This window comes from Halomonas shengliensis, from assembly GCF_900104135.1.
GTDB lineage: Bacteria > Pseudomonadota > Gammaproteobacteria > Pseudomonadales > Halomonadaceae > Halomonas > Halomonas shengliensis.
Map to the genome: position 1 here is coordinate 58,483 of NZ_FNIV01000004.1, position 17,256 is coordinate 75,738.

A 17,256-nucleotide genomic window follows, 5' to 3' on the forward strand; every position below is an offset into this window, starting at 1 on the left:
CATGCCGCTTCCCGGTCTCGCCACCGACGCCCACGGGCGTACCTCGCGCCTGCCGCTGCTGCTGGGGCTGGCCGGGCTGATCCCGTTCGTGGCGTGCGCCGCGGCCGCCTGGCTGGCGCCGGTGGCCTGGCAGGTGGTCGCCATCAATGCCTTCCTCGCCTACGCCGCGGTGATCCTCTCCTTCCTGGGCGGCATCCAGTGGGGGGTGGCGATGTCGCTGGAGGCCGCCGGTGGTCCCGGTTTCCGGGCCCGGCTGGTGCTCAGCATGGCCCCCAGTCTGATCGCCTGGCCGTCATTGTTGCTGCATCCGGCGACCGGGGCCTGGGTGCTGGCACTGGGCTTCGTGGTGGTGCGCCTGCACGAGCTGGGGCGCGACAGCCGCGAGCTGCTGCCGAGCTGGTTCCAGTCGTTGCGCCACCTGCTGACCACGGTGGTGCTGGCCTGCCATGGCGCGGTGATCTGGCGGCTCGCCGGTGCCTGACGGGGCTGGTCGCGGGGCGCCAACTGCGCGATGATCGCGACTCGTTGCCCGTTTCGCCAAGGAGAGCCCCCATGCAACGGATGACCCTGACCTGCTGCCTGGCCCTCGCCCTGCTGGCCGGCTGCCAGAGCGGCCCGGCCCGCGAGGCGCAGGCCGCCGATGACGCCGTCTCGGCACCCGCCGAGGCCGCCACCGAGGCTAACGCCGTCGCCGACGAGAGGCCGGCCGCCGGCGAGAGCTTCGACGCCTGGCTGTCACGCTTTCGCCGCGAGGCCCGCGCCGAGGGCATCTCGGCGGCGACCCTGGAGCGGGCCCTGGCCTCGCTGCGCTATCGCCCCCGGGTGATCGAGCTCGACCGCTCCCAGCCCGAGTTCGTGCGTCCCATCTGGCAGTACCTCGACAGTGCCGTCTCCGCCCGGCGGGTCACCTCCGGTCGCCAGCGCCTGGCCGAACACCGTGACACGGCGCGGCGCATGGAGGCGCGCTACGGGGTGCCGGCGGAGGTGATCGTCGCCATCTGGGGCATCGAGAGCAACTATGGCGGCAACTTCGGCGACTTCTCCACCCTCGAGGCGCTGGCCACCCTGGCCTACGACGGCCGTCGCCGCGACTTCGCCCGCGGCGAGCTGCTCGCCGCCCTGCGCATCATCGAGGCCGGCGACATCGCCCCCGAGCGCATGCTGGGCTCCTGGGCCGGCGCCATGGGCCATACCCAGTTCATCCCCTCGAGCTTCGCGGCCTACGCCGTGGATGGCGACGGCGATGGCCGACGCGACATCTGGGGCAGCATCCCCGACGTCATGGCCTCCACCGCCAACTACCTGGCGCGGGCCGGCTGGCAGGAGGGGCAACCCTGGGGCGTCGAGGTGACGCTGCCCGAGGGGTTCGACTACGCCCAGACCGAGCTCTCCCACCGCCGCCCCGCCCGGGAGTGGGCCGCGCTGGGGGTGCGCCCCGTGGGCGGCGGCACCCTGCCGGCCTTCGATGCCGCCGCGGTAATCACCCCGGCCGGGGCGGCCGGCCCCGCCTTCCTGGTGGGTCCCAACTTCCGCGCCATCCTGCGCTACAACAACGCCACCAGCTACGCCCTGGCGGTGGGCAGCCTGGCCGACGAGATCGCCGGCCGCGAGGGCATCGTCGGGGGCTGGCCCCGCGACGAGCAGCCCCTGGCGCGCACCCAGGTGCGCGAGATGCAGCGCGAGCTCAACGCCCGCGGCTTCGAGGTGGGCACCCCGGACGGCATCCTGGGGCCCAATACCCGGCGTGGCCTGCGCGAGTACCAGGCAGCGATCGGCGAGGTGCCGGACGGCTTCGCCACCCGTCGGCTGCTGGAGCGCCTGACCCGATGACTTCATCAAGGAGACGAGGATGACGATGCGATGCAAGGCCTGGGCCCTGGCGGCCGCCCTGCTGGCCGGCGCCGCGCCGGCCCTGGCCGAGGAGAAGGTATTCGGTTGGGTGGAGAAGGCCCTCGTCGAGCCCTGGGGCGTGGAGGTGAAGGCCAAGCTGGACAGCGGCGCGCTGACCTCGTCGCTGGACGCCCGTGACATCGAGCGCTTCGAGCGCGACGGCGACCGCTGGGTGCGCTTCCGCCTCAAGCTGGAGGACGAGGAGAGCGGCGAGGTGTTCAGCGAGCGCCTGGAGCTGCCGCTCTACCGCAGCCTCAGGCTGCGCGGTGCCGGCGGCACCGACCGTCGCCCGGTGGTGCTGATGAAGGTGTGCCTCGGCGATACCATCTATGAGGAGCAGTTCAGCCTGCGCGACCGCGGCGACATGAACTACCCGCTGTTGCTCGGCCGGCGCACCATCGGTCACCTGGGCCTGCTCGACGTGCGTGAGACCTTCCTCAGCGAGCCGCGCTGCGACGACGACTCGCCGCTGGTGGAGCACGACCCGGAAGAGGAGGAGGTCGTCGAGGAGCCCTGACCCACGGCCTGACTCCCGGTGAGTACCGGCGCAGAGCCGGCCTAGAAGAGCCGCGCCAGCAGAGCGGTGACCGCCGTCTCCACCCGCAGGATGCGTGGCCCCAGGTGGATGCCCTCGCACCCCGCCGCGAGCAGCCGCTCCACCTCCCAGGGGATGAAGCCCCCCTCGGGGCCCACCAGCAGCAGCGTCGGCTCGTCGAGCCCCCGCGGGCAGGTCGCGGGCATGCCTGGGTGGGCCAGCAGGCCCCGCCGACCCTCGAGCAGCCCGGGCAGGGTGTCCTCCACGAAGGGGCGAAAGCCCCGCGCCAGGGTGACCTCCGGCAGCTGGGTGTCGCGGGCCTGCTCCAGGCCCAGCACCAGGTGCTGGCGGATCTTCTCCGCCTCGAGCTCCGGCGACATCCAGTAGCTCTTCTCCACCCGTCGGGTGTGCAGCAGGGTGATGCGCTTCACCCCCAGGGCGGTGACGTGCTCCAGGGTGCGCGCCAGCATGCGCGGGCGTGGCAGCGCCAGCACCAGGTGCACCGGCAGCGCCGGCGGCGGCGCCTGGTCGAGCCCCTCCAGGGCGAAGGTGGCCGCCTGCGCGTCGAGGGAGAGCAGCTCCCCCCGGCCGATGGCGCCGTCCACCACGCCGACGGTCAGGCGGTCCCCCGGGGCGGCGCGGTGCACCTCGCGCAGGTGGCGCAGGCGACGCGGGTCGGTCACCCGGGCAAGGCCCTGATGCGCGATATCGTCGGGGGCTAGCAGGATCAGGTTCATCGGAGACTCGCCGCGTTGGTAATCGAAAGGGGGCTATGCCTTGCATGGCCGGTGTCGCGGTGCACAATGGTCCCACAGGGGCAGTCGTCCCCCATGCCGAATGAGGAGCAGCGCCGTGCGCGTGATTCGCAAGTATGCCAACCGCAGGCTCTATGATACCCAACAGAGCCGCTATGTGACCCTCGAGGACCTGCGCCAGCTGGTGCTCGACAGCGAGCCCTTCCGCGTCGAGGATGCCAAGAGCGGCGAGGACCTGACCCGCACCATCCTGCTCTCCATCATCATCGAGCAGGAGCAGGCCGACGGCGACGCCGAGGTCTTCTCCAACGACCTGCTGGCCCAGTTCATCCGCGTCTATGACATGGCCCAGCCGCTGCCCCTGGCACGCTACCTGGAGCAGGGCACCCGACTGATGATGGAGCAGCAGCAGCGCATGCAGGACCAGTGGCAGCAGGCCATGCGCCACTCGCCCATGGAGTTGATGCGCGAGCTCGCCGAGGAGAACATGAAGTTCTGGCAGCAGACCATCGGCCAGGCCACCGGCGCCGGCAGCCAGGAGGGCAGCAAGGACAAGGAGGGCGACGGCAAGGGCTGAGCCGGCCGTCACGCATCCGCCCCGGCTTTCTGACATAATGCCGCCTCGATTCGAAACGCCGCCCCGGCGGCCAGCAGCATGAAGGTGGATAGGATGAAGGTGCTGATCATCGGCGGCGGTGGCCGCGAACACGCCCTGGCCTGGAAGGTCGCCCAGTCACCCGCGGTGACGCTCACCTATGTGGCGCCGGGCAATGCCGGCACCGCGCGGGAGCCGGGCCTGACCAACGTCGACATCGCCGCCGACGACCTCGAGGGGCTGGTGGCCTTCGCCCGCGAGGCGGCCGTCGACCTCACCATCGTCGGTCCCGAGGCGCCGCTGGTGCTCGGCGTGGTGGACCGTTTCCGCGAGGCCGGCCTGACGATCTTCGGGCCCACCGCCGGCGCCGCCCAGCTCGAGGGCTCCAAGGCCTTCACCAAGGACTTCCTGGCCCGTCACGCCATCCCTACCGCCGAGTACCGCACCTTCACCGCCGTGGCCCCGGCCCTCGATTACCTGCGCGAGCAGGGTGCCCCCATCGTGATCAAGGCCGACGGCCTGGCCGCCGGCAAGGGCGTGATCGTCGCCATGACCCTCGCCGAGGCCGAGGCCGCGGTGCGCGACATGCTCGAGGCCAACGCCTTCGGCGATGCCGGAGCGCGGGTGGTGATCGAGGAGTTCCTCGATGGCGAGGAGGCGAGCTTCATCGTCATGGTGGATGGCGAGACGGTGCTGCCCATGGCCACCAGCCAGGACCACAAGCGGGTCGGGGAGGGCGACAGCGGTCCCAACACCGGCGGCATGGGGGCCTACTCGCCGGCGCCGGTGGTCACCGACGAGGTGCACGAGCGCATCATGGCGCGGGTGATCCGGCCCACGGTGGAAGGCATGGCCGCCGAGGGCTACCCCTACACCGGCTTCCTCTACGCCGGGCTGATGATCGACGCCGCGGGCAACCCCAAGGTGATCGAGTACAACTGCCGCTTCGGCGACCCCGAGACCCAGCCGATCATGCTGCGGCTGAATTCCGACCTCGCCGAGCTCTGCCTGGCCGGGGCGCGGGGTGAGCTCGCCGGCCACACCTGCGAGTGGGACACCCGCGCCGCGGTGGGCGTGGTGCTGGCGGCCGGCGGCTACCCGGGCAGCTACCGCAAGGGCGATGCCATCGAGGGCATCGAGGCCGCCGAGGCCACCGGCTGCAAGGTGTTCCACGCCGGCACCGCCGAGCAGGGGGGGGAGCAAGAGCCCCAGCTGGTGACCGCCGGCGGGCGGGTGCTCTGCGTCACCGCCCTGGGCGAGGGGGTGGCGGCCGCCGCCGCCAACGCCTACCGCGGCGTCGACGCCATCCGCTGGGAGGGCTCCTTCTGCCGCCGTGACATCGCCCACCGGGCGATCGCCCGGGAGCGCGGCGAGCGCTGAGCCAGGCCACGGCTCACCATAACAAGACCCACAAGGAGGCGAGCATGGAGCGCGTCAGGCTCGAGTTTCCCGAGGCGGCCATCGTCCACCGCCAGCCGCTGACGGTGCGCGTCACCGACATGAACTACGGCCGCCACCTGGGCCACGATGCCCTGGTGTCGCTGCTTCACGAGGCACGCATCCAGGCCCTGGCCGCGCTGGGGCTCAGCGAGTGGGACCTGGGCGGCTATCCCAGCGTGGTGGCGGATCTCGCGGTGCAGTACCAGTCCGAGGCGCGCTGGCCCGATGCCCTGGTGGTGGAGACGGCGATCCCCGCCCCGCAAGGCAAGGCGCTGACCGTCTTCCAGCGGGTGGTCCATGCCGAGGGCGGCCGCCCGGTGGCCACGGCGCGCCTCAACCTGCTGCTGGTGAACCCCGCCAGCGGCCGGCCGGTGGCGGTGCCCGAGGCGGTGAAGGCGGCCCTCGCCGTGGCGGGAGGGGCCTGATGTCCCGTGAGTATCCGATCATCGCCGTGACCGGCTCCTCCGGGGCCGGCACCACCACGGTGAAGCGTACCTTCGAGCGCATGTTCGCCCGCGAGGATGTGCACGCCGCCTTCGTCGACGGCGACGCCTTCCATCGCTACACCCGCGAGGAGCTCGGGCGGATCTTCCGCGAGGAGCCGGAGCGCAAGGACGAGCTCTCCCACTTCGCGGTGGAGGCCAACCTGCTCGAGGAGCTGGAGACGCTGTTCCATGAATACGGCGAGGGTGGCAGCGGCACCTATCGCCACTACATCCATGCCGAGGACAAGCAGATGATCGAGGCCGGCTACCGGGTCGGCACCTTCACCGAGTGGCAGCCGCTGCCCTACGGCACCGACCTGCTGTTCTACGAGGGGCTCCACGGCGGCCTGGTCACGCCGGAGCACGACATCGCCCGTCACGTCGACCTGCTGGTGGGGGTGGCGCCCACCATGAACCTGGAGTGGATCCAGAAGATCGATCGTGACACCAAGCTGCGCGGCTACTCCCAGGAGGCGGTGATCGACACCATCCTGGGGCGCATGGGTGACTATGTGCGCTATATCCAGCCACAGTTCTCGCGCACCCATATCAACTTCCAGCGGGTACCCACGGTGGACACCTCCAACCCCTTCGAGGTGCAGGACATCCCCACCGACGCCGAGTCCTTCGCGGTGATCCGCTTCCGTGACCCGGCCACGGTGGACTTCCCCTACCTGCTGGCGATGATCCAGGATGCCTTCATGAGCCGTCCCCATACCCTGGTGGTGCCCGGCGCCCGGGTGTCGCTGGCCATGGAGCTGATCCTGGGACCGCTGGTGCGCCACCTGCTGGCCCAGCGGCGCTTCCGTTGACCGCGACCCTGCCCACAAGGAGGCCCGAGATGGAGTGCCTGTTCTGCAAGATCATCAATCGCGAGATCCCCGCCGAGATCGTCCATGAGGATGACCAGGTGGTGGCCTTCGAGGACATCAACCCCCAGGCACCCACCCACCTTCTCATCATCCCCCGCCAGCATATCGCCACCCTCAACGACCTCGAGGAGGGGGATGCGGCGCTGGTGGGACGGCTGCAGCTCACCGCCGCACGCCTGGCCAGGGAGCGGGGCTTCGCCGAGGAGGGCTATCGGGTGGTGATGAACTGCAATGACCAGGGCGGGCAGACCGTCTATCATATCCACATGCACCTGATGGGCGGCCGACGCTTTACCTGGCCGGCTGGGTAGTCGGCATTCCTGCGGGCAACCGCGCGATCGACGGTGTTCGGCGCATCGGGTGCATCCCGCCTACCGACAAGACGACGGCGCCACCCTCCCGGGTGGCGCCGTCGTGCCTTGATACCGCGACGCGCTACGCCTCCACGATGGTGTAGGAGTGAGTCACCTCGACCCCGCCCTTGACCAGCATGATGGAGGCGCTGCAGTACTTCTCGGCGGAGAGCTCCACGGCGCGCGCCACCTGCTTCTCCTTGAGTCCCTTGCCGGTGACGGTGAAGTGGACATGGATCCTGGTGAACACGCTGGGGGTGGCATCGGCGCGCTCGGCCTCGATGCTCGCCACGCAGTCGCTGACCTCGGCCCGGGCCTTCTCCAGGATATTGAGGATATCGAAGGAGGTGCAGCCGCCCATGCCCATCAGCAGCAGCTCCATGGGGCGCGGGCCGGTGTTGCGGCCGCCGTGGTCGGGCGGCCCGTCGATGACCACGCTGTGGCCGCTTCCCGATTCGGCGACGAACTGACGGCCGTCGGTCCATTTCACGGTGGCTTTCATGTCTCGAGAGTCCTTGTCGTTCGCTGGATATGTCGCCGGGGCGGTGCCCGGCGCCCCTGGCGGTGTGCCTTTCGACGCAGCGGTGAAAACGATGAGCAGCATACCAGCTGCATCGTATGGGCTCAGCTGCGAGGGAAACCCGGGCTCAGTTCCCTGTCCAGTGCGTCGAGCCTTGCCGGCGTGCCCACGTCCACCCAGCGGCCACGGTGGTGGTGTCCTGCCACGCGCCCCTCGGCCATGGCGCGACGCAGCAGCGGCGCCAGGGCGAAGGCGCCTGGGGGTTCGCCGGCCACCAGCGCCGGGTCGAGCAGGCCGATGCCGGCGTAGGTGAGGCGTGGCTCGCCGTCGGCTCGGACGCGGCCGGCGGCGTCGAGGTGGAAGTCCCCTGCCGGGTGGTGGTCGGGGTTGTCCACCAGCACCAGCCGGGCCAGGTCGTGATCCTCGAGGTCGGACAGGCCGGCCGGGTCGAGGTCGCACCAGACGTCGCCATTGATCAAGAGGAAGGGGGCATCACCCAGCAGCGGTAGCGCCTGGCGGATGCCGCCGCCGGTCTCCAGCGGCGTCGCCTCGCGGCTCCAGGCGATGCGTATCCCGTGGTCGGCGCCATCGCCCAGCGCCGCGATGATCTGCTCGGCGCGGTAGCTGACGTTGATCACGATCTCGGTGATGCCCGCCGCGCACAGGCGCTCCAGGTGGTGGACGATCAGCGGTCGCCCTCCCACCGGCAGCAGCGGCTTGGGGCAGCGGTCGGTGAGCGGGCGCATGCGGGTGCCGAGGCCTGCGGCGAGGATCATCGCCTTCATGCCGCCTCCTCCAGGCGCGCCAGCAGGGCAGGGCGGAAGGTCTCGGTGAGCCAGGCCCGGAAGGCATCGTGGCCGGCGAGGCCCGCCAGGCTCTCCTCCAGGTGGGCGAGGAAGTGGGGCAGGCGCTCCAGGTAGCCGCGCTTGTGGTCGCGCAGGGTCAGGCGGCAGAAGATGCCCAGCACCTTGAGCGAACGCTGGGCGGCCATGGCGTCGGCCCAGGCCAGGAAGGTGGCCTCGCCGGTGCTCGCGGGCAGGCGGCCGTCGGCCACGGCGCGGCGGCGGAAGGCCTCGACCATGTCGGCGAAGGCCTCTCTGGCGAGGCGGCGGTAGCGCCCGCGCAGCAGCGAGACCAGGTCGTAGGTGACGGGGCCGGCCACCGCGTCCTGGAAGTCGATCAACACCAGCGCGTCGCCGCGCACCATCAGGTTCATGGCGTCGAAGTCGCGGTGCACCGTCACCACCGGCTGGGCCAGGGCCGACTCCACCAGGGCCTGGCGCAGCGCGGCCCAGCCCGGCGGCGGCGCGAGCCCCAGCCACTCGCCCAGGCACCAGTCGGGGAAGAGGTCGAGCTCGCGGCCGAGCAGGGCGGCGTCATAGCGCGGCAGCTCATCGGGTCCGGCGCGGTTCTGCAGCTCATGGATCAGCGCGATGGCGCGCCCGAGCCAGGCCCGCTGGCCGGCGGCGTCGTCGAAGCACTGCTGCAGCGGGGTGTCGCCGAGGTCCTCGAGCTCCAGGAATCCTGCCGCCAGGTCGTCGGCATGGAGGTGCGGCACCGGCAGCCCGGCGGCCTCCCAGCGCCGCGCGATGGCCACGAAGGGACGGGAGTCCTCCTGCTCGGGCGGCGCGTCCATCAGCATGCGGGTGCTGGCATCGGGCAGGGTCAGGCGGAAGTAGCGGCGGAAGCTGGCGTCGCCGGCGGCCAGGCGCAGGTCGAGGGCCTCGGGGGCCAGGCCGTGGCGCTCGGCGGCCCAGCAGGCGAGCCGTTCGCGGCGTGAGGCGTTGTGGGCGGCGTCGGTCATGGGGCTCCTGGAGGTGGCCGGTTGACGGTGGTGGGCGGGCGCCGCATGCTGGGCGCTGCATCGCTGGCGCCGGCAGCACAGGCCGACGGCGGCCTGTATAATAGCGTTTCACCCCGCCGAGGACATCGACCAAGATGGGCAAGCGACTCTCATGGATGACCCTGGCAGGCCTGGCGGCCACCACGCTCGCCGGCGGACCGCTGCTGGCGGCGCCCCCCGAGCCCCTTACCGCCGAGCGCCTCGACTTCGAGCCCTGGGGCAGCGAGCAGCCGGCGGATGCGCTGTGCCGCGGCCGCTACGTGATGCCCGCCTATCGCCTGCCGCCCCCCGAGCCCGGCAAGGTCGCCAGCGAGTCCCGGAGCGCCAGCTACGGCGAGGATGGCGAGACCCTGCTGCGCGGCGAGGTGGTGCTGCGCCGTGACGACGCCCAGCTCGAGACCCCCCAGGTGCGGGTGCCGGCCAGCCGTGAGCGCGCCTTCGCCGAGGGGCCCATGGCGCTGCGTGACCGGGGCCTGCTGGTGCGCGGCGACGCCGGCGAGCTCTCGCTGGTCAGCGATGCCGCCAGCATCGATCAGGCCCACTACGTCTTCCATGATCGCCACCTGCGCGGCGATGCCCAGCGCCTGGCGCGCCTGGAGGATGGCCGCTACCGGCTCACCTCGGCCGCCTTCACCACCTGCGATCCCGGCGACAACCTCTGGCGCCTGGTGGGGGGTGACGTGGTGCTCGACCGCGAGAGCGGCTTCGGCACCGCCCGGCATGCCCGCCTGGAGGTGAAGGACGTGCCGGTCTTCTACTGGCCCTGGGTACGCTTCCCCATCGACGACCGTCGCCATACCGGCTTCCTGTGGCCGGCGGTGGGCTTCTCCACCGACTCCCTGGACTACGCCCAGCCCTTCTACTGGAACATCGCCCCCCACCACGACGCGACCCTCACCCCGCGCTGGATCAGCGATCGCGGCCTGCTGCTGGGGGGCCAGTACCGCTACCTCTTCGCCGAGTCGGCCGGGCAGGTCGAGGGCGCCTGGCTCGGCAGCGACGACGGTGGCGACGGCGACAACCCCTATGACCCGGCGCGCCGCTACCAGGGCGAGGATCGCTGGTACCTCGACTACCGCCACGCCGGCACCCTGAGCCCGCGCAGCCGCTACCGGCTGCGCTACGGGGCGGCCAGCGATGGCCGCTACTTCGACGACTTCGGCAGCGACTTCGCCGAGCAGAACACCTCGGCCATGGAGCGCCTGGCCCAGGTCGACTACCGCGGCGACACCTGGCGCCTGGACGCCCGTGCCCAGGGCTTCCAGAAGCTCGACGACCCGCTGCTCGACCGCGACAAGCCCTTCTACCGCCTACCCAGCCTCAGCGCCGCGGCGCGCTGGCGCCAGGCGAGCGGCTTCTACCAGCAGTGGAACTCCAACTACAGCTATTTCTGGCGCGACGTGGAGGAAGACGAAATCCCGTTGGAGCGGGAGGCGGCCACCGGCTCGCGGCTGCATCTGTCGCCGGCCCTGGGCTGGCGCCTCGACGAGAGCTGGGGCCACCTGGAGCCGCGCCTGGAGTGGCTGGGCACCGCCTACGACCTGGACTACGGCGAGCGCGACACCGACCGCGACACCTCGCTGACCCGCAGCGTGCCGGTCAGCTCCGTGGACGCCGGCCTGGTGTTCGAGCGCGAGCTCGACCTGGGCGGGCGCGGCTACCGCCAGACCCTGGAACCCCGCGCCAACTACGCCTATGTGCCGGCCCGCGACCAGAGTGACTTCCCCGACTTCGACACCAGCGAGCGCGCCTTCTCCTGGGGCCAGCTGTGGTCGCCGCACCGTTTTTCGGGCAGCGACCGGGTGGGCGACCTCAACCGCCTCTCCCTGGGGGTGGAGTCGCGGCTGCTGGAGGACGACAGCGGCCGCCAGCGGCTCTCCCTGGGGCTGGGCCAGGCGCTCTACTTCGAGGACCGCACCATCGACATGGCGGGTGATCCCGACACCCTGCCGACCAACGGCGCGAACTTCTACCGCGCCACCCGGGATCGCTCGCCGCTGGTCACCCGACTCGACTGGCGGCTCACCGACCGCTGGCGCACCGGCTGGCAGTGGCTCTACGACGACCACCTGGAACGCACCGAGCGCGCCGGGGTCGACCTCCAGTACCGTTCGCCCGCGGGGCATGCGTTGAACCTCGGCTACCGCTGGGAGCTCGAGGGCTTCGACCCCTCGCTGGATCGCAGCGACGACGACTTCCGGACCTACGATCGCGAGGAGTACGACGTCTCCTTCGCCTGGAAGGCCGGCCAGCGTGTCGACCTGATCGGCCGCCTGCTCTACGACAACACCAACGACCGCGCCCTGGAGCAGCTCGCCGGGGTGCAGTGGAACGACTGCTGCTACGGTGTGCAGCTGGTGTGGCGCGAGTGGATCGACGACAACGACACCGGCTTCGTGGCCGATGACTTCACCGACCGCGGGGTCTTCCTGCGCTTCGTGTTCAAGGGCCTCGGCGGCGTCGGCCGCGAGGCGGACAGCTACTTCGAACAGGCCATCCCCGGCTACCGCAGTACCGCCTTCTGAGCCGGATGGCAGAGCACCCGACAACGATGAGAGGACCGCACAACATGCGCACCCGCCGCACCCCCCTGCTGGCCACCGGCCTGGCCATGGCCCTGGGCCTCGCCACCCTGCCCGTCGGGGTCCAGGCCCAGGAGTTCCCGTCCACCCAGCGTGAGGCCCTGGATCGCATCGTGGCGGTGGTCAACGAGGGGGCGATCATGCGGAGCCAGCTCGAGGATCGCCTTGCCCAGGTGCGCAGCCAGATGGGCGCGCAGCAGCAGGAGCTGCCGCCCGCCGGGGCCCTGCGTCGGCAGGTGCTGGAGCAGATGATCCTCGAGGAGATCCAGCTGCAGATGGCCGAGGAGGCCGGGCTCACGGTGGATGATACCGAGCTCAACCGTCAGGTGCGCGGCATCGCCGAGCGCAACGGCATGAGCCTGGAGCAGTTCGCCGACGCCCTGGAGGCCGATGGCCTGACACTCGCCAGCGTGCGCGAGGAGATCCGCCGCGAGCTGACCCTGCGTCAGCTGCAGCAGCGCCGTGTGGGCAGCCGGGTCAACCTCTCCGAGCGCGAGGTGGAGCGGGTGATGGAGCAGGAGGGGCTCGGGCGCGAGCAGGCCCAGCAGCGGCTCTTCCAGCGCCGCGCCAACGAGGAGCTCGACGCCTGGCTGCAGGAGATCCGCTCCCAGGCCTTCGTCGACAACCGGCTCGACGCGCGCTGATGACGGCGCAGGCCCCGGTGCTGGCGCTGACCTGCGGCGAGCCGGCCGGCATCGGACCGGAGCTCTTGCTGATGCTGGCCGCGGAAGGGGTGGCCGGCGCCCGGCCGGTGGCGGTGGGCGACCCCGGCCTGCTCGCCGAGCGCGCCGCGGCCCTGGGCCTGTCGGTGGAGCTCGTCGAGCTTTCCCCCGGCGAGGCGGTGCCCGATGCCACTCCCGGCCGGCTGCCGGTGTGGCCGGTGGCCCTGCGCACACCGTCGCGCCCCGGCGTGCTGGCGCGCGCCAACGCCGACCACGTGCTGGAGACCCTGGACGTGGCGATCCGCGCCTGCCGCGAGGGCCATGCCGCCGGGATGGTCACCGCGCCGCTGCACAAGGGGGTGATCATCGAGGCGGGCCATGCCGGCTTCACCGGCCATACCGAGTACCTGCGCGATGCCTGCGGGGTCGAGGAGGTGGTGATGATGCTCGCCACCGACGCCGCCCTGCACGCCGAGCGGCCCGGCTGGGCGGGCGGGCGCTCGCTGCGGGTGGCGCTCGCCACCACCCACCTGCCGCTGTGCCGGGTGGCCGACGCCATCACCGCCGAGGGGCTGACCCGGGTGCTGCGCATCCTCGATGGCGACCTGCGCCGCCGGTTCGGCATCGCCGCGCCGCGCATCGCGGTGTGCGGGCTCAACCCCCACGCCGGCGAGGACGGGCACCTGGGGCGCGAGGAGCTCGAGGTGATCACCCCGACCCTGGCGGCGCTGCGCGCCGAGGGGCTCGCCCTTGACGGCCCGCTCCCCGCGGATACCCTGTTCACCCCGCGCCACCTGGAAGGGGTCGACGCGGTGCTGGCCATGTACCATGACCAGGGCCTGCCGGTGCTCAAGTACGCCGGCTTCGGGCGTGCCGCCAATGTCACCCTGGGGCTGCCGCTGGTGCGCACCTCGGTGGATCACGGCACCGCCCTGGACCTGGCCGGCACCGGCCGCGCCGACCCCGGGAGCCTGCGGGTCGCCGTGGCGCTGGCCGCCGAGATGGCCGGCCGTGGCCCCACCCAATAGTGATAGAAGGACACCCTTGAATGGCATCTCGCCCCCCGGTCCACCGGGCCCGCAAGCGCTTCGGCCAGAACTTCCTGCGCGACCCGGGCGTCATCTCGCGCATCGTGCGGGCCATCGCGCCGCGCCCCGGCGAGCGGATCGTCGAGATCGGCCCCGGCCAGGGGGCGCTCACCGAGCCGCTGCTGGAGGCCGCCAGCGGCCGCCTGGAGGTGATCGAGCTCGACCGTGACCTGATCCCCGGGCTGCGGGTGCAGTTCTTCACCTACCCCGACTTCGTGATCCACGAAGGCGACGCCCTCAAGGTAGACTTCCGCGCCCTGCGCGGCGAGGGCGCGCCGCTCCGGGTGGTGGGCAACCTGCCCTACAACATCTCCACCCCGCTGATCGCCCACCTGCTGGAGGCGGGCGACGCCATCGCCGACATGCACTTCATGCTGCAGAAGGAGGTGGTGGAGCGCCTGGCCGCCGTGCCGGGCGGCGCCGACTGGGGGCGGCTCTCGGTGATGGCCCAGTACCGCTGCCGGGTGGAGTCGCTGTTCGTGGTGCCGCCGGAGGCCTTCGTGCCGCGACCCAAGGTGGATTCCGCCATCGTGCGCCTCACCCCCCACGCCGCGCTGCCCCACCCGGCCCGCGACGAGGCCCTGCTGGCGGCGGTGGTCAAGCAGGCCTTCGGCCAGCGCCGCAAGACCCTGCGCAACAACCTCAAGGGGCGCATCTCCGCCGAGGCGCTCGAGGCGCTGGGCATCGATCCCGGCCGCCGGCCCCAGACCCTCGACGTGGCCGAGTTCGTGCGCATCGCCAACCACCTGGCGGATGCGGAGGAGGCCTCATGAGCGAGGCGCTGGCGGGCCCCGTCGACGGGGTGAGCGTGGAGGTGGCGCCGGAGTTCCGGCCCGACGAGTCGTCTCCCGCCGAGGGGCGTTACGTGTTCAGCTACACGGTGACGGTGCACAACGCCTCGCGTCACAGCATCCAGCTGATGGCGCGCCACTGGACCATCACCCAGGGCAGCGGCAAGGTCCAGGACGTGCGCGGCAAGGGGGTGGTCGGCCAGCAGCCGGTGATCGGCCCCGGGCAGCGCTTCCGCTACACCAGCCGTGCCATCCTCGATGGCCCGGTGGGGGTGATGCAGGGCGAGTACACCTGCGTCGACACCGCCACCCAGCGCCCCTTCGAGGTGCCCATCGCCCCCTTCCGTCTGGCCTGTCCCAACCAGGTCCACTGACGCCGCCCGACCGCGCCACAAGCGCCGCGCCAAAGAACAGGAGAGCCCATGACCACCTATGCCATCGGCGACCTCCAGGGCTGCCATGCCGAGTTCGTCGAGCTGCTCGAGGCCCTCGACTTCGATCCCCGTCGCGACCGGCTGTGGCTGGCCGGCGACCTGGTCAACCGCGGCCCCGGGTCGCTGGACTGCCTGCGCGAGGTCGAGGCGCTGGGCGATGCCGCCCTGACGGTGCTCGGCAACCATGACCTGCACCTGCTGGCGGTGGCCCGGGGCGGGGCTCGGCTCAATCGCAAGGACACCCTGGACGCCATCCTCGCCGCCCCCGATCGCGAGCGGCTGCTCGACTGGCTGCAGGCCCGCCCGCTGACGGTGCGCGAGACACTGGCCGGCCGCGACACCCTGATGACCCACGCCGGCCTGCTGCCCCGCTGGTCCCTGGCCTGGGCCGAGGCGCTCGGCGTCGAGGTGGAGGCGGTGCTGAGTGGTGAGCGTGGCGGTGCCTTCCTCGAGCGCATGTACGGCAACGCCCCGGCGCTGTGGCGCGACGACCTCGACGGCATCGACCGCCTGCGCGCCATCGTCAACGTCTTCACCCGCATGCGCTTCATCGACGCCGAGGGGCGCCTGGACTTCGCCGCCAAGGAGGGGCTCGACAGCGCCCCGGCGGGCTACGCCCCCTGGTTCCGTTTCCCCCGCGACGACGATGCCCGGCTGATCTTCGGCCACTGGGCCGCCCTCCAGGGCGAGACCCCGGGCAGCCGCGTCGACGCCCAGGCCCTGGACACCGGCTGCGTCTGGGGCGGCAGCCTTACCGCCCTCGACCTGGAGAGCGGCGAGCGGATCTCGGTGCCGAGCCATCGGCGCCGGGCCTGCTAGGCTCTTTAGCTGGCGACACACAACTCATCGACACCCAACCGGGTCGGCCCCCCAGCCGACCGACTCCCTGACGAGGCGCCCATGAACTTCCAGCATCTCGATATCGCCACCCTCGCGGCCTGGCTCGAGGCGGGCGAGGAGCTCGCGCTGGTGGATATCCGCGACCCCCTGAGCTTCGCCCAGGGCCATATCCCCGCCAGCCGCCGGCTCGACAACGACAGCGTCTCCGGCTTCCTCGACGAGACCCCCGCCAAGCGGCCGGTGGTGGTTGTCTGCTACCACGGCCACTCCAGCCAGCAGGCCGCCGCCTGGCTGGCCGGCCAGGGCCTCGAGGCCGTCTATAGCCTCGACGGCGGCTTCACCGAGTGGCAGCTGCGCCATCCCGATCGGGTGGAGGCCTGAGCATGGCCCGCGACCCCGCCGTGGTGGGGCTCGCCGTCTACCGCGTGGGCGGGGCGGTGCGCGACGCCCGCCTGGGCTGGCCGGTCACCGACACCGACTGGGTGGTGGTGGGGGCGACCCCGGAGACGCTGCGCCGTCGTGGCTTCAAGCCGGTGGGGCGCGACTTCCCGGTGTTCCTGCACCCCGAGACCCACGAGGAGTACGCCCTGGCGCGCACCGAGCGCAAGGCGGGCCACGGCTACACCGGCTTCGTGGTCCACGCCAGCCCCGAGGTGACCCTGGAGGAGGACCTGGCGCGCCGCGACCTGACCATCAACGCCATGGCCGAGAGCCCGGAAGGGACCCTGGTGGACCCCTATGGCGGCCTGGCCGACCTGGAGGCGCGGGTGCTGCGCCATGTCTCGCCGGCCTTCGTCGAGGACCCGCTGCGGGTGCTGCGCACCGCGCGCTTCCTGGCCCGCTACGCGGGGCTCGGCTTCACCATCGCCGAGGAGACCCGGGGGCTGATGCGCGAGCTGGTGGCGAGCGGCGAGCTGGGTCATCTGGTGCCCGAGCGGGTGTGGGCAGAGACCGAGCGGGCCCTGGCCGAGCCCTGGCCCGAGGTCTACTTCCAGGCGCTCCACGACTGCGGCGCCCTGGCGGTGCTGATGCCGGCGCTGGCGGCGGATGGCGAGGTGCTGGACGAGGCGCTGGGCCGGCTGCATCGTCTGCCCGAGGAGGGGGAGGGCGAGGCGCTGGCGTGCTGGCGCTGGGCGCGGTTGGTGGAGCACCTCGAGGACGCGGACCGGCGTGAGCTGGCCGAGCGGCTGCGTCAGCCCAAGGCCTTCCTGGCCCTGGCGCGGCAGGTCGCCAGGACCCGCGAGCTGGTGGCCTCGGCGCGACTGGCGCCCCTCGACGGGGCCCGTATCCTGGCCTGGCTGGATGGCATCGACGCCTGGCGGCGCGGCGAGCGGGTGGCGCCGCTGATCAGCCTGGTGAGCCTGGAGGCCCCCGAACTGGCCGAGGCGCTGGCCGTGGCCTGGCGCCTGGCGGCCCAGGTACTGCCGGCGGCGCTGGTGGCGGAGGGGTTCAAGGGGCGCGAGCTGGGCGAGGAGCTCGCCCGGCGCCGCCGTGAGGCGATCGACGCCGCCCTGGGGTAGAGACAGGCCTGTCGCCGGGAAAGCCTTGAGCGAGCGGTGTTCCCTTGCGAT

Annotated in this window: 20 protein-coding genes; 16 read left to right on the forward strand and 4 right to left on the reverse strand. The window is 71.9% G+C overall.

Going from position 1 to position 17,256, the window contains the following annotated elements; translation table 11 throughout:
* The first annotated feature begins 1 nt into the window (after window position 1).
* The 3 genes from BLP95_RS07190 to rloA3 all read left to right on the forward strand — a co-directional run bounded on the left by BLP95_RS07190 (window position 2) and on the right by rloA3 (window position 2,407).
* A complete protein-coding gene (locus BLP95_RS07190) occupies window positions 2-481 on the forward strand; it encodes a DUF3429 domain-containing protein (protein WP_089677749.1) in 480 nt (159 codons plus the stop codon).
* 80 nt (window positions 482-561) lie between these two features.
* Complete coding sequence (locus tag BLP95_RS07195) at window positions 562-1,830, forward strand: lytic murein transglycosylase (protein WP_089678245.1); 1,269 nt, start codon at window positions 562-564, stop codon at window positions 1,828-1,830.
* Window positions 1,831-1,849: 19 nt separating this feature from the next.
* Window positions 1,850-2,407: a retropepsin-like aspartic peptidase RloA3 gene (gene rloA3 / locus BLP95_RS07200; protein ID WP_089677751.1), complete on the forward strand. Its 558-nt coding sequence runs from the start codon at window positions 1,850-1,852 to the stop codon at window positions 2,405-2,407.
* Between the two features lie 41 nt (window positions 2,408-2,448).
* Here rloA3 and BLP95_RS07205 read toward each other — a convergent pair whose 3' ends face one another.
* The gene (locus BLP95_RS07205) at window positions 2,449-3,162 is read right to left on the reverse strand and encodes a 16S rRNA (uracil(1498)-N(3))-methyltransferase (protein WP_089677752.1); all 714 of its coding nucleotides are present in this window, start codon (window positions 3,160-3,162) and stop codon (window positions 2,449-2,451) included.
* Window positions 3,163-3,277: 115 nt separating this feature from the next.
* On the opposite strand from BLP95_RS07205, the gene phaR reads away from it, so the two are divergent.
* From phaR to BLP95_RS07230, 5 genes are all read left to right on the forward strand, one after another.
* Window positions 3,278-3,757, forward strand: coding sequence for a polyhydroxyalkanoate synthesis repressor PhaR (gene phaR, locus BLP95_RS07210; RefSeq protein ID WP_089677754.1), 480 nt, complete (start codon window positions 3,278-3,280; stop codon window positions 3,755-3,757).
* 93 nt (window positions 3,758-3,850) lie between these two features.
* Window positions 3,851-5,155, forward strand: coding sequence for a phosphoribosylamine--glycine ligase (gene purD, locus BLP95_RS07215; RefSeq protein ID WP_089677756.1), 1,305 nt, complete (start codon window positions 3,851-3,853; stop codon window positions 5,153-5,155).
* Window positions 5,156-5,199: 44 nt separating this feature from the next.
* Window positions 5,200-5,640, forward strand: coding sequence for an acyl-CoA thioesterase (locus BLP95_RS07220; RefSeq protein ID WP_089677759.1), 441 nt, complete (start codon window positions 5,200-5,202; stop codon window positions 5,638-5,640).
* Window positions 5,640-6,512, forward strand: a complete 873-nt coding sequence (locus tag BLP95_RS07225) for a phosphoribulokinase (RefSeq protein WP_089677760.1) — start codon at window positions 5,640-5,642, stop codon at window positions 6,510-6,512. The genes BLP95_RS07220 and BLP95_RS07225 overlap by 1 nt, the downstream gene beginning before the upstream one ends.
* A 29-nt stretch (window positions 6,513-6,541) precedes the next feature.
* Window positions 6,542-6,883: a histidine triad nucleotide-binding protein gene (locus tag BLP95_RS07230; RefSeq protein WP_089677762.1), complete on the forward strand. Its 342-nt coding sequence runs from the start codon at window positions 6,542-6,544 to the stop codon at window positions 6,881-6,883.
* Between the two features lie 124 nt (window positions 6,884-7,007).
* On the opposite strand, the gene BLP95_RS07235 is transcribed toward BLP95_RS07230, so the two are convergent.
* The 3 genes from BLP95_RS07235 to BLP95_RS07245 form a co-directional block, all read right to left on the reverse strand.
* Window positions 7,008-7,427, reverse strand: a complete 420-nt coding sequence (locus tag BLP95_RS07235; RefSeq protein WP_023006681.1) for an OsmC family protein — start codon at window positions 7,425-7,427, stop codon at window positions 7,008-7,010.
* A 122-nt stretch (window positions 7,428-7,549) separates the two neighbouring features.
* On the reverse strand, window positions 7,550-8,230 hold the full coding sequence (murU, locus tag BLP95_RS07240) for an N-acetylmuramate alpha-1-phosphate uridylyltransferase MurU (RefSeq protein ID WP_089677764.1): 681 nt from the start codon (window positions 8,228-8,230) through the stop codon (window positions 7,550-7,552).
* Window positions 8,227-9,249, reverse strand: a complete 1,023-nt coding sequence (locus BLP95_RS07245; RefSeq protein ID WP_089677766.1) for an aminoglycoside phosphotransferase family protein — start codon at window positions 9,247-9,249, stop codon at window positions 8,227-8,229. Before BLP95_RS07245 ends, murU begins: the two co-directional genes overlap by 4 nt.
* 134 nt (window positions 9,250-9,383) lie before the next feature.
* On the opposite strand from BLP95_RS07245, the gene BLP95_RS07250 reads away from it, so the two are divergent.
* From BLP95_RS07250 to BLP95_RS07285, 8 genes are all read left to right on the forward strand, one after another.
* Window positions 9,384-11,813 (forward strand): LPS-assembly protein LptD, encoded by a 2,430-nt coding sequence (locus BLP95_RS07250; protein WP_089677769.1) that lies wholly within the window; start codon window positions 9,384-9,386, stop codon window positions 11,811-11,813.
* Window positions 11,814-11,857: 44 nt separating this feature from the next.
* On the forward strand, window positions 11,858-12,514 hold the full coding sequence (locus BLP95_RS07255; protein WP_089677771.1) for a SurA N-terminal domain-containing protein: 657 nt from the start codon (window positions 11,858-11,860) through the stop codon (window positions 12,512-12,514).
* Window positions 12,514-13,560 (forward strand): 4-hydroxythreonine-4-phosphate dehydrogenase PdxA, encoded by a 1,047-nt coding sequence (gene pdxA / locus BLP95_RS07260; protein ID WP_089677773.1) that lies wholly within the window; start codon window positions 12,514-12,516, stop codon window positions 13,558-13,560. The genes BLP95_RS07255 and pdxA overlap by 1 nt, the downstream gene beginning before the upstream one ends.
* Window positions 13,561-13,580: 20 nt before the next feature.
* Entirely contained in the window at window positions 13,581-14,393 is an 813-nt protein-coding gene (gene rsmA, locus BLP95_RS07265; protein WP_089677776.1) for a 16S rRNA (adenine(1518)-N(6)/adenine(1519)-N(6))-dimethyltransferase RsmA, read from the forward strand.
* Window positions 14,390-14,785, forward strand: a complete 396-nt coding sequence (gene apaG / locus BLP95_RS07270; protein ID WP_089677778.1) for a Co2+/Mg2+ efflux protein ApaG — start codon at window positions 14,390-14,392, stop codon at window positions 14,783-14,785. The genes rsmA and apaG overlap by 4 nt, the downstream gene beginning before the upstream one ends.
* Before the next feature lie 48 nt (window positions 14,786-14,833).
* Window positions 14,834-15,664 carry a symmetrical bis(5'-nucleosyl)-tetraphosphatase gene (locus tag BLP95_RS07275; protein ID WP_089677780.1) on the forward strand — a complete coding sequence of 277 codons (831 nt, stop codon included), beginning with the start codon at window positions 14,834-14,836 and terminating at the stop codon, window positions 15,662-15,664.
* A gap of 81 nt (window positions 15,665-15,745) precedes the next feature.
* Window positions 15,746-16,066, forward strand: a complete 321-nt coding sequence (glpE, locus tag BLP95_RS07280) for a thiosulfate sulfurtransferase GlpE (protein ID WP_089677782.1) — start codon at window positions 15,746-15,748, stop codon at window positions 16,064-16,066.
* Window positions 16,067-16,068: 2 nt separating this feature from the next.
* Window positions 16,069-17,205 (forward strand): tRNA nucleotidyltransferase/poly(A) polymerase-related protein, encoded by a 1,137-nt coding sequence (locus BLP95_RS07285; RefSeq protein ID WP_089677784.1) that lies wholly within the window; start codon window positions 16,069-16,071, stop codon window positions 17,203-17,205.
* Window positions 17,206-17,256 lie beyond the last annotated feature (51 nt).

Bases quoted from the DNA above. Each gene is read 5' to 3' on its own strand.
- BLP95_RS07255 (WP_089677771.1), top strand. From the start codon at position 11,858: ATGCGCACCCGCCGCACCCCCCTGCTGGCCACCGGCCTGGCCATGGCC.
- BLP95_RS07220 (WP_089677759.1), top strand. From the start codon at position 5,200: ATGGAGCGCGTCAGGCTCGAGTTTCCCGAGGCGGCCATCGTCCACCGC.
- apaG (WP_089677778.1), top strand. From the start codon at position 14,390: ATGAGCGAGGCGCTGGCGGGCCCCGTCGACGGGGTGAGCGTGGAGGTG.
- glpE (WP_089677782.1), top strand. From the start codon at position 15,746: ATGAACTTCCAGCATCTCGATATCGCCACCCTCGCGGCCTGGCTCGAG.
- BLP95_RS07190 (WP_089677749.1), top strand. From the start codon at position 2: ATGCCGCTTCCCGGTCTCGCCACCGACGCCCACGGGCGTACCTCGCGC.
- BLP95_RS07250 (WP_089677769.1), top strand. From the start codon at position 9,384: ATGGGCAAGCGACTCTCATGGATGACCCTGGCAGGCCTGGCGGCCACC.
- BLP95_RS07235 (WP_023006681.1), bottom strand. From the start codon at position 7,427: ATGAAAGCCACCGTGAAATGGACCGACGGCCGTCAGTTCGTCGCCGAA.
- BLP95_RS07285 (WP_089677784.1), top strand. From the start codon at position 16,069: ATGGCCCGCGACCCCGCCGTGGTGGGGCTCGCCGTCTACCGCGTGGGC.
- purD (WP_089677756.1), top strand. From the start codon at position 3,851: ATGAAGGTGCTGATCATCGGCGGCGGTGGCCGCGAACACGCCCTGGCC.
- BLP95_RS07230 (WP_089677762.1), top strand. From the start codon at position 6,542: ATGGAGTGCCTGTTCTGCAAGATCATCAATCGCGAGATCCCCGCCGAG.
- BLP95_RS07195 (WP_089678245.1), top strand. From the start codon at position 562: ATGACCCTGACCTGCTGCCTGGCCCTCGCCCTGCTGGCCGGCTGCCAG.
- BLP95_RS07205 (WP_089677752.1), bottom strand. From the start codon at position 3,162: ATGAACCTGATCCTGCTAGCCCCCGACGATATCGCGCATCAGGGCCTT.
- BLP95_RS07275 (WP_089677780.1), top strand. From the start codon at position 14,834: ATGACCACCTATGCCATCGGCGACCTCCAGGGCTGCCATGCCGAGTTC.
- pdxA (WP_089677773.1), top strand. From the start codon at position 12,514: ATGACGGCGCAGGCCCCGGTGCTGGCGCTGACCTGCGGCGAGCCGGCC.
- BLP95_RS07245 (WP_089677766.1), bottom strand. From the start codon at position 9,249: ATGACCGACGCCGCCCACAACGCCTCACGCCGCGAACGGCTCGCCTGC.
- rsmA (WP_089677776.1), top strand. From the start codon at position 13,581: ATGGCATCTCGCCCCCCGGTCCACCGGGCCCGCAAGCGCTTCGGCCAG.
- rloA3 (WP_089677751.1), top strand. From the start codon at position 1,850: ATGACGATGCGATGCAAGGCCTGGGCCCTGGCGGCCGCCCTGCTGGCC.
- murU (WP_089677764.1), bottom strand. From the start codon at position 8,230: ATGAAGGCGATGATCCTCGCCGCAGGCCTCGGCACCCGCATGCGCCCG.
- BLP95_RS07225 (WP_089677760.1), top strand. From the start codon at position 5,640: ATGTCCCGTGAGTATCCGATCATCGCCGTGACCGGCTCCTCCGGGGCC.